The organism is Achromobacter sp. D10 (genome assembly GCF_035282245.1).
Taxonomy (GTDB): Bacteria; Pseudomonadota; Gammaproteobacteria; order Burkholderiales; family Burkholderiaceae_B; genus Achromobacter; species Achromobacter insolitus.
On record NZ_JAYJLE010000012.1, the window covers coordinates 69,209 to 82,930 of the forward strand.

Annotated in this window: 11 protein-coding genes; 4 read left to right on the forward strand and 7 right to left on the reverse strand. The window is 65.1% G+C overall.

Annotated features, from left to right (window positions below; all coding sequences use genetic code 11):
* Positions 1-21: 21 nt before the first annotated feature.
* The 6 genes from VCS63_RS24370 to coq7 all read right to left on the reverse strand — a co-directional run bounded on the left by VCS63_RS24370 (position 22) and on the right by coq7 (position 7,498).
* Complete coding sequence (locus VCS63_RS24370) at positions 22-1,164, reverse strand: glycosyltransferase family 4 protein (RefSeq protein WP_323881231.1); 1,143 nt, start codon at positions 1,162-1,164, stop codon at positions 22-24.
* Positions 1,165-2,514, reverse strand: a complete 1,350-nt coding sequence (gene murJ, locus VCS63_RS24375; RefSeq protein WP_063642842.1) for a murein biosynthesis integral membrane protein MurJ — start codon at positions 2,512-2,514, stop codon at positions 1,165-1,167.
* Position 2,515: 1 nt separating this feature from the next.
* Entirely contained in the window at positions 2,516-3,541 is a 1,026-nt protein-coding gene (locus VCS63_RS24380; RefSeq protein ID WP_042795160.1) for an SDR family oxidoreductase, read from the reverse strand.
* Positions 3,542-3,550: 9 nt separating this feature from the next.
* Positions 3,551-4,828, reverse strand: coding sequence for a Vi polysaccharide biosynthesis UDP-N-acetylglucosamine C-6 dehydrogenase TviB (tviB, locus tag VCS63_RS24385; protein ID WP_042795161.1), 1,278 nt, complete (start codon positions 4,826-4,828; stop codon positions 3,551-3,553).
* 104 nt (positions 4,829-4,932) lie between these two features.
* Positions 4,933-6,039 carry an MraY family glycosyltransferase gene (locus VCS63_RS24390; protein ID WP_042795162.1) on the reverse strand — a complete coding sequence of 369 codons (1,107 nt, stop codon included), beginning with the start codon at positions 6,037-6,039 and terminating at the stop codon, positions 4,933-4,935.
* 781 nt (positions 6,040-6,820) lie between these two features.
* Entirely contained in the window at positions 6,821-7,498 is a 678-nt protein-coding gene (gene coq7 / locus VCS63_RS24395) for a 2-polyprenyl-3-methyl-6-methoxy-1,4-benzoquinone monooxygenase (protein WP_280133518.1), read from the reverse strand.
* A 121-nt stretch (positions 7,499-7,619) separates the two neighbouring features.
* Between coq7 and VCS63_RS24400 the strand changes: the two genes are divergently transcribed.
* The 4 genes from VCS63_RS24400 (at position 7,620) to VCS63_RS24415 (ending at position 12,220) form a co-directional block, all read left to right on the forward strand.
* A complete protein-coding gene (locus tag VCS63_RS24400; RefSeq protein ID WP_042795164.1) occupies positions 7,620-8,063 on the forward strand; it encodes an OsmC family protein in 444 nt (147 codons plus the stop codon).
* Positions 8,064-8,174: 111 nt separating this feature from the next.
* The gene (locus VCS63_RS24405; RefSeq protein WP_323881234.1) at positions 8,175-9,146 is read left to right on the forward strand and encodes a thymidylate synthase; all 972 of its coding nucleotides are present in this window, start codon (positions 8,175-8,177) and stop codon (positions 9,144-9,146) included.
* A 441-nt stretch (positions 9,147-9,587) separates the two neighbouring features.
* On the forward strand, positions 9,588-11,651 hold the full coding sequence (locus VCS63_RS24410) for a putative bifunctional diguanylate cyclase/phosphodiesterase (protein WP_063642845.1): 2,064 nt from the start codon (positions 9,588-9,590) through the stop codon (positions 11,649-11,651).
* 83 nt (positions 11,652-11,734) lie between these two features.
* Positions 11,735-12,220, forward strand: coding sequence for a dihydrofolate reductase (locus VCS63_RS24415; RefSeq protein ID WP_063959971.1), 486 nt, complete (start codon positions 11,735-11,737; stop codon positions 12,218-12,220).
* A 1-nt stretch (position 12,221) separates the two neighbouring features.
* On the opposite strand, the gene VCS63_RS24420 is transcribed toward VCS63_RS24415, so the two are convergent.
* Positions 12,222-13,649: a PLP-dependent aminotransferase family protein gene (locus tag VCS63_RS24420; protein ID WP_308023082.1), complete on the reverse strand. Its 1,428-nt coding sequence runs from the start codon at positions 13,647-13,649 to the stop codon at positions 12,222-12,224.
* Positions 13,650-13,722 lie beyond the last annotated feature (73 nt).

Below are 13,722 nucleotides of genomic sequence, written 5' to 3' on the forward strand. Positions count from 1 at the left end.
GCAACGGCGCGATGCGCGGCCTCAGCGGCCGGATCCACGCACGCCGTCAAAAAGTTCTTGCCATTTCTGCAGCACGCGCTCGGCCGAAAAGCGGTCGCGCACGTCGGTCGCCGCCTGCGCCATGCGCCTGCGGTCCGTGTCATTTTTCATGACGGCATCCAACGCCTTGCACAGCGCCGACACATCGCCATTGGGGCGCACCAGCACCCCGTCTACGCCTTCTCGTACGATCTCGCGCGGCCCGGTGTCGCAGTCGAACGAGACGGCGGCGAGCCCGCTCGCCATGGATTCCAGCAAGGTGTTGGACAGCCCCTCGAAGCGCGAAGTCAGCACGTACAGGTCTGCGCTTTCGTACCAGTCGCCGACGTTGCCCGCGCGTCCCGGCATGAAAATGCGCGACGCGAGGCCTGCCGCGCGTACCTGCGCCTCTAGTGCGGGCCGCTCGTCGCCCTCGCCCAGGATAACCAGATCCCAGTCCGGATGCGACGCCGCCAATGGCGCGTAGGCCTGGATCAGGAGGTCGAATCCCTTGTCGGCGTGCAGGCGGCCCACCGCGAGCAGGCGCTTGCGGCCGTCTCCCGACACGGGCGTGAGAATGGGCTCGGCGCGCGGCAAGGGAAAGTGCACCGGGTTGGGAATGACCGCCAGTCTGCTGCCCGGCACATGCTGCGCGAGCCAATCGGCCGTGCCCCGCGTCAAGGCGACCACACGAGCCGCTCGCGGGTAGGTCAGCCGGCGCAGGCGCTGCCAGAACCCCGACAGCGTCTGGGAAGGCGGATGCGTGTGTTCGGTCGCAATCACGCGGCATGGCAGGCCCGCGCAGGCCAGGACCGACAGCACCGAAGCCGTCGTCATCATGGCCAGCACGATATCCGGACGGAAGGCCTTGACCACGCGGCGCAAGGCCCGCACTCGCTGGACATTGCTCCAGATGCCGCGCAAGCCCCCGCCCTCGCCCGCCGTATGCAATACCTCGCGGCGCACCTGGGGGTGCAGGGTATAGACGTCGCCCTCGGCGCTTGCCTGCGTCACCACCATTACCTCGCGGCCCATGCCAGCCCAATGCGCGCTCAGGTCGGCGGCTACACGTTCCGCGCCCCCGCCATGCAGAGAGTGGATGAACAGCAGGATGCGCGGCGCCGGGCCGGTATCGGTGACGGGCATTCAATCGGCCTCTTTGGGTTCAGCCTTGCGCATGGCCACCGCGAGGTAGCACGCGAAGGACAACAGATACATGAGGCTGGTCGCCAGCATGATGCCTGCGGCTCCCATCCTGGGTGCCAGCACGGTATTCAAGACCGCCTTCAGGGCAAAATTGGCGACGGCGATGGCGGCCATCACCCGGTAGCGGTTCTGGCTGGCCAGCAGTTGCACCAGGATCAGTACGCCGAAGTAGAACGGCAGTTGCAGCAGCCCCCAGCGCAATACATGCGCCACGGCCTGCGTGTTCTCGGCGGTAAAGGCGCCGCGCTGGAACAGGACCGACACGCCCCAAGGCGCCAGCACCCAGCCCACGGCCACCGCAACGCCTCCGGCGGCCACCATCAGCACCGACCATTTGAGCGCCATGGCGCGCGCGCGGCCGGTATCGCCACGCGCCTGCACATCGGCCAGCACCGGCAGGGCTGCGCGGCCCACCGACACCGCGCCTATGCCCAGCAGCAAGGACAGCAGCCGGCTGGCATAGCCCAGCGTGGCGTTGGCGTTCGCACCCAGGTTGGCAGCGGCGTACTGATCGAGCGGACCGACAAAGCTCATGGCGACCTGGCCGATCAGCATGACGCCCGCCGCGCTCAGCAGTTCGGGCCAGTGTGGCGATTGCAGCGAGAACCGGGGCGCGCCCCAGAATCCGCCATCGGCGCGCGCCGCCAGCCATGCCAGCCAGACGGTCTGGATGGCGTAGCCCACCAGCGTGCCCCACAGCAGCGGCCCGACGCCATCGGCGCTGGCGGCCAGCATCACCCAAGCCAGCGTCGCCACGGCGGGCACACTGTCCAGCAAGGTATTGACGTGCCTTTCCTGCGCCCGCAGCCGGGCCGCGCTGATGCCCGCGATGAGCAACAGCGCCGACACCGGCGCAAAGGCAACAAGCAGTTGACCCGTCATGTCGCCCACGCGGGCCGACAGACCCTGCCCCAGCATGCCGAGCACGTGCGGCCAGGCAAACCAGGTCAGCAACGCCAGCGCGATACCCGCAGCGGCCACCCAGCCCTGCAATTCGCTGATGAATTGGTTTCTTTCGGCGACATCGGCGCGGCGCAGCCGCACCAGCACCGGAATCAAGACCACCGACAACACGCCCACGATGGTGACCGGCAACCAGCTGGCCATGGTCATCGTGAATTGGTAGGCGTCCACGGCGTCGCTGACGCCGTAGCGGTACGCCACCGCCATCTCCTTGATGGCGCCGGCGGCCTTGCCCAGCAGCAGGAACACCGCCACCCGGAAGGCGCCCTTGAAAATGCGCTGGTGGTCCGGGTGGATGCTGCCGAGTTTTCTGACGAGTGCTTTCAAATCAACGCAGGAATTGCGTGTACCAGGGCATGGCCACTTCCAGGCCTTGCAGCACGGTATGCGTCGGTTCGTAGCCCAGCAAGCGGCCCGCCTTGCTGACGTCCGCCTGCGAGTGACGCACGTCGCCCGCGCGGAAGTCGGCGTAGACCGGCTTCTTGCCATAAGCCACGCCCTGGGTCCCCAGCGTCTGCACCAGGAAGCCGAACAGCTGGTTCAGGGTGCTGCGGCCGCTGACCGCGACGTTGTAGACCTGGTTGCGGCCTTCCGGCGCGGCCATGGCCGCGAGGATGTTGGCTTGCACCGCGTTGTCCACGAAGCAGAAATCGCGGCTGGTCTCGCCATCGCCGTTGATGGTGACGTCCTCGTTCTGGATCATCGCGGCCGTCCACTTGGGGATCACGGCCGCATAGGCGCCATTGGGATTCTGGCGCTTGCCGAACACGTTGAAGTAGCGCAGGCCGACCGTCTCGAAACCGTAGGAACGCGCGAACACATCCGCGTACAGTTCATTGACGTATTTGGTGACCGCGTACGGCGACAAGGGCTTGCCGATGTTTTCCTCGACCTTGGGCAGCGCCGGATGGTCGCCGTAGGTCGAGCTGGAAGCCGCATAGACGAAGGATTTGACTTCGGCATCACGCGCTGCGACCAGCATGTTCAGGAAGCCGCCGATATTCACCTCGTTGGTGGTGATCGGGTCCTTCAGCGAACGCGGCACCGAACCCAGCGCAGCCTGGTGCAGCACAAAGTCCACGCCCTGCACCGCGCGGCGGCAGGCTTCCAGGTCGCGGATATCGCCTTCGATGAAGCTGAAGCGCGCCCACTGCTCGGGCGTAACCGAATTGCGCACTTCGTCCAGGTTGTGCTGAAAGCCCGTGGCGAAGTTGTCCAGGCCCGTCACGGTCTGGTTCAGCTTCAACAGGGTTTCCAGCAAGTTCGAACCGATGAAGCCGGCGCAGCCGGTCACCAGCCATTTGCGCGGGGCGGCGGACAGTTCCTTCTTGGTGGTCTCAAAGCGTGTAGTCATGCGCGCTCCTTACAGGCGGAGATCCGATTCTTCGGGCGACAGCACGTACTTCAGGTCATAAAGAATGTGGTCCTGCTTACCCAGTTTGCGGATGCCGGCAGCGCCCAGTTCGGCGAATTGATGGTGCGCCACGCCCAGGATGATGGCGTCGTACTTGCCTTGCTCGAGCTTGGCCACCGGGGTGATGCCGTACTCGTGCACGGCCTCTTCCGGGTCGACCCACGGGTCGTACACATCGACCGCGACGTTGTAGTCGCCCAGTTCTTTCACGATGTCGACGATGCGGGTGTTACGCAGGTCGGGGCAGTTTTCCTTGAAGGCCAGGCCCATGACCAGCACGCGGGCGCCCTGCACATGGATGCGGCGCTTGGTCATGGCCTTGACCAGCTGCGACACCACGTAGCCGCCCATCGAGTCGTTCAGGCGGCGGCCAGCCAGGATGATCTCGGGGTGGTAGCCGATGGATTGAGCCTTGTGGGTGAGGTAGTACGGGTCCACGCCAATGCAGTGGCCGCCCACCAGGCCCGGACGGAACGGCAGGAAGTTCCATTTGGTGCCGGCGGCCTGCAGCACGGCTTCCGTATCGATGCCCATCTTGTTGAAGATCAGGGCCAATTCGTTGATCAGCGCGATGTTCACGTCACGCTGCGTGTTCTCGATCACCTTGGCGGCCTCGGCCACGCGGATGCTGGAAGCCTTGTGCGTGCCGGCGGTGATGATCTGCTTGTACAGTTGGTCAACCAGCTCGGCCACTTCAGGCGTGGAACCCGAAGTGACTTTCTTGATCGTGCTGACGCGGTGCGCCTTGTCGCCCGGGTTGATGCGCTCGGGGCTGTAGCCGGCGTAGAAGTCCACGTTGAACTTCAGGCCCGACACGCGCTCCAGCACCGGCACGCAGTCTTCTTCCGTGGCGCCAGGATAGACGGTGGATTCGTAGATGACGATGTCGCCGCGCTTGAGCACGGCACCGATGGTCTCGCTGGCCTTGACCAGCGGGGTCAGGTCCGGCTGCTTGTATTCGTCGATGGGGGTCGGCACGGTCACGATGTACACGTTGGCCTGGCCCAGCACGGCGCGGTCGGCCGTGTAGCTCAGCTGGGTCGCTTCCTTCAGCTCTTCGTCGCTGACTTCCAGCGTGTGATCATGACCCGCCTTGAGCGCGTCGATGCGGCGCGTATTGATATCGAATCCGATGACCGAACGCTTCTTGCCGAACTCCACTGCCAGGGGCAGGCCGACATAGCCCAGGCCGACAACAGCGAGTTTCACATCTTGAATTCGCAACATAACTCTCCCTTCGCCGCAGAACGATTACGGCATTTCAAATATGGTCGGGTAATTAAAAAAAGAGATTACCGAGCCCCCGGCGGCAATCGCCGGGGCGCCCAAAACTAATCGGAAGTCCGCAAAACGGAAGGCAGCAGCAGCCAGCCCGGCCGGCGCCAGGACACCAGGCGCGCGTACAGCCAGATATAGACAGCGGCGAACACCGCCAGACTGGCGCACAGCGCCCATGCGTTGTCCCACCAAATGGTGGCCGGGACCAGGCCAATCAACGCCAACACCCACATGTAGGGCGAAGCCAGCGCGTTGCACAGCGCCGGCACCGCATGCCTGCGGCCTCGGCTGAACGTGACCCGGACCAGACGGCGGAACACCAACTGATGCAGGTGCAAGGCGTCCGGCTGGTCGACCGGCACTCCCCGCTTGAAGCGGCGGCGCCAGATCGAGAAACCGGTTTCGAAGACGGGGTAGAACAGCACCGCCAACGCGTAGAACGGCGACACCGAGGGATTGCGTACCACCAGCAATACCGCCAGCTCAGCCAGCATGAAGCCCAGGAAGTACGCACCGCCATCGCCCAGGAACACGCGTCCGAACGGGAAATTCCAGACCAGGAAGCCCAGCGTGGCCGAAGCCAGCGCCGCCGCCACCAGGAAAATCGGCACGTCGCCCACCTGCAGCGCCACGAGGCTGATCGATACCGCCATCAGCGTGGCCACCATGCCGGCCAGGCCATTCATGCCGTCAACGATATTCAGCGCGTGTGTACAGCCGCCCACCGCGAACATGGTGAACAGCAGCGACACCGGCCAGAAGGACAGCACATAGTCCACGGGCGCCATGCCGACTCGGCTGACGCCGCCCAGCAACCACCAGGCGATTGCGGCGGACAGGAAAGCCGCCAACAGACGCTTGCTGGCCCCGATGTCCTTGGTAATGTCTTCGAGCAGGCCCGCCACGAACACAGGCAGCGCCGCGACGAACAGCGCGGGCCACAGCCAGGTCAACGTCATGTTGCTGGGCCCCAGGACCAGCAGGCCCGCCAGCGTGCCCGCAAGGACGGCCAGCCCGCCGACGCGAGGCGTGGCGCGGGAATGGTTGGCTTGGGGCTTGTTGAGGTCGCTGTCGCCGGTGAAGGCGCCATGCCAGCGCTCCGACGCCACGATGAGTCCCCCCACCATGAATGCGACCACGCAAATGTACAGCCAGGTCACCGAATCACCTCTGGTTGGTCTATCGAGACAGGCCCGCCATTATCGGAGGCAGGTGTAACGCCCATATATGGGAGGGATAAGGAAGTGCAATTCACCGGCACAGAACGTAACGCCCCGCGCCTGGCCGCCAGCCCCAAGCCGGAAGTGCGGCTTTGCTGGACGGGAACGACAAAACCGCGATTGCGCGGAAATAGGGGTTTCATGGAAATGATTGTAGAACTTTCCGCTCCGGCGCACGCGAAATATCCAAGGGAAAACGCGAAGTCCTCCCTATGGAGGAAGCGCTGGCGAGCGCCGTTGGAAACGCGCAGCCCCTATTAAAATAGGGACACATTTGAACAACCGAAAAAAAAGCCCGAGATCGTGAGATCTCGGGCTAAATCCACCAAAGGAGGAGGGTGGAGGAGACAACCGTGGCATGTTGGGAGCTGGCCTTCCGCTCGCTACGCTTTCGGGGTTTTGCACCGCGCCGACTGCGTTTCAACATCCGATGAGTGAATAGTACCGAGGTTTTTTGTGCGATGCAAGAATTTTTTTAGCCCATCGCACAAGAGATTTTTTTCGTTGCGTTTTTGCCGCAAAGGCTCAGTTGCCCCTCTGGAAACCCGCGCCAATCAATGCCTGTGCCAAAAACCGGGTTTTTGCCGAATGGGTAAACCCGACCGGGGCTTACCCTAGCTCGCATCGGGTAATCCCGCTCTGGATTTTGCACAGAAACGGTGCGCGAGGCACCAAGTTGCATCGCTTTTTGCGCATTGCAACATTTTGCTTTCCAGGCGTTTCAGACCCAGTAGGCGGTCGTCGTCATGACCTTGGACATGGCCCGCATCGCAGCCTTCACGGGCGTGGGCAGCGGCACACCGCCCGCCGCTTCCGCGCTGGCGCGATGCTGCGCTTCGTCCTCTTTCATCTTTTGGACGATCTGGCGGGAGCGCTCGTCCTGCACCGGCAAGGTGCGCAGGTGTTCTTCCAGATGTGCTTCGACCTGCTTCTCGGTTTCCGCCATGAAGCCCAGATTACGGGGCACGCCGGCATAGCTGGCCAGCACGCCGAGCGCGAAAGAGCCCGCATACCACAGCGGATTCAGCAGGCTGGGACGACTGCCTAGCTCGGTAAGCCGCTGGTTGCACCAGACCAGGTGATCCACTTCCTCGGACGCGGCGTTCTGCAGCAGCGCCCGGGGCGCGGGTTCCCGGCACACCGACGCCTGCCCCCGGTACAGCGCCTGGGCGCAGACCTCTCCCACATGGTTCACGCGCATCAGCCCTGCCGCATGGCGCTTTTCCTGGGCCGACAGGGCTTGCGGCGCCTCGTGGGCGGTCGCGGGATAAGGCCGGCCTGCCGTGGCGCTGCCGGACAGCACTCGCAACGCGCGGTCCGCCTCGGCCAGCAGGGCATCTACAGGACTAATGCGGCGCAGGAAAGAAACGGGGCTGGGTCGGGACAGAGCGGTGGACATAAGCAACTCCTCGGCAAGGCTGGCGCACACCCCTGTTGCGGGGCGGGGCTCTCATGCCTGGAATTGTACGCAACAGGTATCATCAGCCATTGACTGCGCTCAAGCTCAAGGACACGACAACATGGAATGCACGATCGACTGGGGCGGCCCCAACGGCATGCTCTTTACCGCCAGCACCGGCAGCGGCCACGTGGCCGTCATGGACGGCGCCGTGGACGGTGGCGGACACAACCTTGCCCCCCGGCCCATGGAAATGCTGCTGGCCGGCACCGGCGGCTGCACCGCGTACGACGTGGTGCTGATCCTCAAGCGTGGGCGCCACGCCGTCAGCGGCTGCAGCGTCAAGCTCCAGGCCGACCGCGCCGATACCGACCCCAAGGTCTTCACGCGCATCCATTTCGCCTTCACCGTGACCGGCCGCAACCTGCCGCGCGCCGCGGTCGAGCGCGCGGTGCAGTTGTCGCACGAAAAATACTGCTCGGCCTCGGCCATGCTGGAGAAAACCGCCGCGCTGACCTTTTCGGTCGAGATCGTCGACACCCAGGAAGCGCCGGCCGCCGCCTGAACCCGCGCCCGCGTGGTGTAATTCGTCTATCCCTAACTTATAAGCGCCGCCGCGATGCGTTCGCGGCGGCTGTCTGCGTCACCCGCCGGGCGAGCGTGCGCAAGGACCGCCATGAAACAATACCTGGACCTCGTTCAATCCATCCTGGACACCGGCGCGTGGCAGGAAAACCGCACGGGCATACGCACCCTGAGCATGCCGGGCGCGTCGCTGCGCTTTGACCTGCAAAAAGGCTTTCCCGCGGTCACGACCAAGAAGCTGGCGTTCAAGTCCGCCATCGGCGAAATGATGGGCTTCCTGCGCGCCTCGCGCAGCGCCGCGGAGTTCCGCGAACTCGGCTGCAAGGTCTGGGACCAGAATGCCAACGAGAACAGCCAGTGGCTGGCCAACCCGTATCGCGAAGGTCCCGACGACCTGGGCCCGGTATATGGCGTCCAGTGGCGCCAATGGCCGGCCTACAAAATGCTGGACGCCAGCCGCCCGGCGCAGATTGCCGACGCCCTGTCGCGCGGCTACTCCAAAGTGGCGGATCTGGAGGAAGGCGGCGTTCAGAAGGTGCTGCTCTATAAAGCAGTGGACCAGTTGCGGCAATGCCTGGACACCATCCATGAACGTCCGGGCGACCGACGCATCCTGTTCCATGGCTGGAACTGGGCCCAGATCGAGGAAATGGCGCTCCCTCCTTGCCACCTGCTCTACCAGTTCCTGCCGAACGCGACCACGCGCGAAATCTCCCTGTGCCTGTACATCCGCTCCAACGATGTCGGCCTGGGAACGCCGTTCAACCTCACCGAGGGCGCGGCCCTGCTGCACCTCGTCGGCCGCCTGACGGGCTACACGCCGCGCTGGTTCACGTATTTCATCGGCGACGCGCACATCTACGAAAACCATCTGCCGATGCTGCGCGAACAGCTCACCCGCGAGCCCTACGAGGCCCCCAGGCTGGTCCTGTCCGACCGGATTCCCGATTTCGCGGTCACCGGGCGCTACGAGCCCGAATGGCTGGAAAAAGTGGAACCGAGCGATTTCTCGCTGGCCGGCTACACCCACCACGCCCCCCTCACCGCCGCTATGGCCGTCTAGGACCTAGGCGGGCAGCCGCCCCGGCGGCTGTCTCGGAAATGGCCACGGCGGCAAGCGCCCTGGGGAGGTCACCTTCCCCAAGGCGATCCTGCCAGCGCGCTCGAGGCCGCAAGTGAAGATTGGTGAGCTTCTGGAAGCGCGTTTTCGGTATAACCCATCCCTTAGCCATGGACGCGCGTCCAGAATGCCCTGCGCGCCCTTGCTTCCGACCGGCACCTGCCGCGCCGTGCCTGTCGCTCGCCGCGAAACCGGGCACCCCGCCCGGCAGCACCATCCGCCGGCCTTGCCCTGCCGCACCCCCTTCCCAGAAAAGAGAGCACGTGCATCACCAGCGTCGACCGCGGAACTCTGTTTTGCGACCGACTTGCAACCATAGACTACCAATTGAATTGATATGAAGCCCCCGCGGCGGCAGTATGCGCCCAGGCCAGGACCTCACAAATGCTCGTCGGAACTTATAACCCTTCGCTCGTCCTCGTATCTCTAGGAGTCGCCATCCTGGCGTCGTACACGGCGTTGGGCATGGCCAACCGCGTCAGGGCATCGAATGGACTGCCCAGCGCGCGCTATTGGCTGGCGGGCGGCGCCTTCGCGATGGGTGTCGGCATCTGGTCCATGCATTTCGTCGGCATGCTGGCCTTCAGCCTGCCCATTCCCATGGGCTATGACCTGCCCCTGACCGTCCTGTCGCTGGTCATCGCCATCGGCTGCTCGGCCTTCGCGCTCTGGACCGTAAGCAAGGATGAACTGCCGCGGCGGCGGCTGGTGATCGGCGCCCTGCTGATGGGCGCGGGCATCGCGGCGATGCACTACCTCGGCATGGCCGCCATGCTCATGGCGCCCGGCATCATCTACGACCCCAAGTGGTTCGCGCTGTCCATCGCGATTGCCGTGGCCGCTTCCGGCGCGGCGCTGTGGATCACCTATCGACTGCGCCACGGCGGGCCTCGCGTGGCCTGGTCGCGGCCGCTGGCGGCCGTGATCATGGGCATCGCCATCGTGGGCATGCACTACACCGGCATGGCCGCCGCCGGATTCCCTGCCGACAGCATCTGCATGGCGGCCAACAGCGGCATCTCGGCGGGCTGGCTGGCCATCGCCGTCACCGCGGTGACGCTGAGCGTCCTGGCCATCGCCCTGCTGGTCGCGGTGCTGGACAACCGCCTGGAGGCTCGCACCTCGGCCCTGGCCTCTTCGCTGGCCGAGGCCAATGAGGAACTGGTGCAACTGGCGCTGCACGACACCCTGACCAAATTGCCCAACCGCATCCTGCTGGAAGACCGGCTGGAGCAGGCCATCGAAAGCGCCAGCCGCCGCAAGGGCTACTTCGCGGTGTTGTTCTTCGACCTGGACGGCTTCAAGGCGGTCAACGACGCCTATGGACACCATACCGGCGACGCCCTGCTGATCGATCTGGCGCAACGCATCCGCCAGACCTTGCGCACGCAGGATACGGTCGCGCGCCTGGGCGGCGACGAATTCATCGTGCTCAGTGAAGTGATCGAACCCACCGACGCCGCCAACGTGGCCGACCGCCTGATCGATGCCATCGCCCGCCCCGTCACCGTATACGGCCATGAAGTCCTGGTGACCTCCAGCGTGGGCATCGCCATCTACCCGAACGACGGCGAGGACACCCACGCCCTGCTGACCAACGCGGACGCGGCGATGTACCACGCCAAGCGCCTGGGCGGCACCGGCTACAGCTTCTTCGAGCCGTCCATGAACGCGGATGCGCACGAGCAGATCGAATTGCTGCACGACTTGCGCCTGGCGCAGGAACGCAATCAGCTCGTCCTGCATTACCAGCCCAAGTACGAGGCGCCCGCCGGCCCCATCATCGGCGCCGAGGCGCTGCTGCGCTGGAACCACCCGACGCGCGGCCTGGTGGGTCCCGACCAGTTCATCCCCACGGCAGAAAAAACCGGACTGATCCTGTCCATCGGCGAATGGGTGATCAACGAAGCCTGCCGCCAGATGCGGGAATGGATCAACGCCGGCCAGGGCCACTGGACCATCGCCGTGAATATTTCGGCGCTGCAGTTCGCCCACGCCAGCCTGGTGGAAACGGTGCGCACGGCGCTGGAACGCCACGGCGTTCCGCCCGCCTGCCTGACGCTGGAAGTCACCGAATCCACTGCGATGCGCGACGCCGAAGCCAGCCTGGCCGTACTTAAGCGCCTGTCGAACCTGGGCGTGACGATCTCCATCGACGACTTCGGCACCGGCTACTCCAGCCTGCTCTACCTGAAGCGGCTCCCCGCGACCGAGCTGAAGATCGACCGGGGCTTCGTCAACCAGCTGGAAAACGACAACGAGGATGCCGCCATCGTGTCGGCCATCGTCGCGCTGGCGCAGCAGCTCAACCTGCGCATTGTGGCCGAAGGCGTGGAAACGCCGGCGCAGCAGAAGTTCCTGACCGGCCTGGGTTGCGATTCGCTGCAGGGCTTCCTGCTGGGCAAACCCATGCCCGCGACCGAGTTCCTGGAGCATGCAGTGGAGTGACGGGGCTGCGCGGCGCGGACCGCCGCGCAAATTTGCTACGCTTGCCGTAGCCAACCGGCCGAACCTTTACCGCCCCGATCCGCATGCCCGCCAGCCTTACTCTCATCGTTGCCTACTCCACCAATCGCGTCATCGGACGCGACAACGCCCTGCCCTGGAAGCTGCCGGGCGATCTGGCGCACTTCAAGCGCAGCACCCTGGGCCATCCCATCATCATGGGCCGCAAGACCTGGGACTCGCTGGGCCGGCCGCTGCCCGGCCGCAGCAATATCGTGATCAGCCGCAATCCCGGTTTCACCGCGGCGGGCGCCATCGTGGTCCCGTCGCTGGAGGCGGCAGTCCAGGCCTGCGGCGATATCGACGCGGCCTTTGTGATCGGTGGCGCGCAGATCTATGTGCAGGCCCTGCCCTTGGCCGCGCGCGTGCTGGCCACGGAAGTCCGCGCCGACGTCGAAGGCGACGCTTTTTTCCCGCTGCTGCCCGCCTTCCAATGGAAGGAAACGTCGCGAGAAGCCCAGCCGGCAGAAAACGGCTACGAATACGATTTCGTGACTTACGAGCGGCAGTGACTCAGGCCGCCGCCCCGGCATTGCGCACGAAACGCCAGAGGGCGGGAGCCTCGGAGTACGCCACGTTGAACCGGACCCAGGGAGTATCGGCCTCGTCCGCCTCGAAGTAGGAGCCGGGAGCCAGCCAGATACCGTCCTTGAGCGCCAGCTCGGCCAGGCCGTTGGCGCCGCGCTCGCGCCACTGCCCGGCCACCTTGGCCCACAGGAACAGGCCTCCCTGCGGCCGCCCATAGATCTGGAACCCATGCTGCGCCATTAGTTCAGCCACGCCCGCATGGGCTGCCGCCAGGCGCTCGCGGGTGCGCGCGATATGGGCGCGGTAGCGGCCTTCGCGGATGACCTGGTGGACGATCCGCTCCATGATTTCCGGCGAGGTCAGGCCCACCGCCATTTTGGTGCGCGCGATGTCGCGCGTCAGGTCGCGGTGCGCCACCACATAGCCCACCCGCACCGACGGACTGATGACCTTGGAGTACCCGCCCAGGTAGACCACGCGCCGCGCGCCGTCCAGGGCGGCCAGCATGGGCGTGACGCCCGGCGCCAGTTCACGCGAGATATCGTCTTCGATCACCCACAGGCCATGCCGCTCGGCCGCCTGCAGGATGCGAAAGGCGTTGGCCATGCTGATGCTTGCGCCAGAGGGATTCTGCAACGCCGTATTGATGAACAGCGCCCTGGGCCGGTGGCGCGCCACCGCCGTTTCGAGCGCGTCGCAGTCCAGCCCGTCCAGCGTGCGGGGCACGGGCACCGCGCGCAGCCCGGCCAGGCGCAGCATCTGCAGCAGGTTGGCATAGGCGGGCTGCTCCACCAACACGGTATCCCCCGGCCGCAGCAAAGTGCGTATCACCATGTCCAGGCCATGCGTCACGCCCTGGGTCAGCAGGACCTGCGAGGCCTCGACCTCCATGCCCTGCGTGCTCAGGCTGGCAGCAATGGTCTCGCGCAGCGGCGCATAGCCATAGGGATGGCCGTAGTTCGCGATGCGCATGGCCGGCACCCGCCCCATATGGCGCAGGGCCATGTGCAGTCCTTCTTCGTTCAGCCATTCGCCCGGCAGCCACCCGCAGCCCGATTTGATGGGAATGGAATGGTCCGCGAAGATATCCGACAGCAGCCAGCCGGCATTCAGGCGCGGCGGCTCCCAGGAGGGCGGCTGGCTCGGACGCGCCGGGGCGTCCGGCGTGGCGACCCGATAGCCCGCACCCGGCCGCGCCGCCAGCCAGCCCTGCGACACCAGCCGGCTATAGGCACTGGCCACCGTAAAGGTGCTGACTTCGTATTGGCGCGCGAACTCACGCACCGAAGGTAGGGACATACCCGGACGCAGCGTCTGTTCTTCGATGGCGCGCAATATGGCGGCGACCAGTTGCTCGACCAAGGTCTGCGCCTGTCCCCGGCCCCGGGCGCGGTTGGGCTGAAAATCGATCACGGCATTAACTGTACAGTTGTGTCGTTTACAACTATACAGTTAGCCGCATTTGCGCGGATCGTATATTTTCATT

Excerpts from the sequence above, each read along its gene's own strand:
- tviB (WP_042795161.1), bottom strand. The coding sequence starts at position 4,828 with ATGTTGCGAATTCAAGATGTGAAACTCGCTGTTGTCGGCCTGGGCTAT.
- VCS63_RS24400 (WP_042795164.1), top strand. The coding sequence starts at position 7,620 with ATGGAATGCACGATCGACTGGGGCGGCCCCAACGGCATGCTCTTTACC.
- VCS63_RS24415 (WP_063959971.1), top strand. The coding sequence starts at position 11,735 with ATGCCCGCCAGCCTTACTCTCATCGTTGCCTACTCCACCAATCGCGTC.
- VCS63_RS24370 (WP_323881231.1), bottom strand. The coding sequence starts at position 1,164 with ATGCCCGTCACCGATACCGGCCCGGCGCCGCGCATCCTGCTGTTCATC.
- VCS63_RS24380 (WP_042795160.1), bottom strand. The coding sequence starts at position 3,541 with ATGACTACACGCTTTGAGACCACCAAGAAGGAACTGTCCGCCGCCCCG.
- VCS63_RS24410 (WP_063642845.1), top strand. The coding sequence starts at position 9,588 with ATGCTCGTCGGAACTTATAACCCTTCGCTCGTCCTCGTATCTCTAGGA.
- VCS63_RS24405 (WP_323881234.1), top strand. The coding sequence starts at position 8,175 with ATGAAACAATACCTGGACCTCGTTCAATCCATCCTGGACACCGGCGCG.
- coq7 (WP_280133518.1), bottom strand. The coding sequence starts at position 7,498 with ATGTCCACCGCTCTGTCCCGACCCAGCCCCGTTTCTTTCCTGCGCCGC.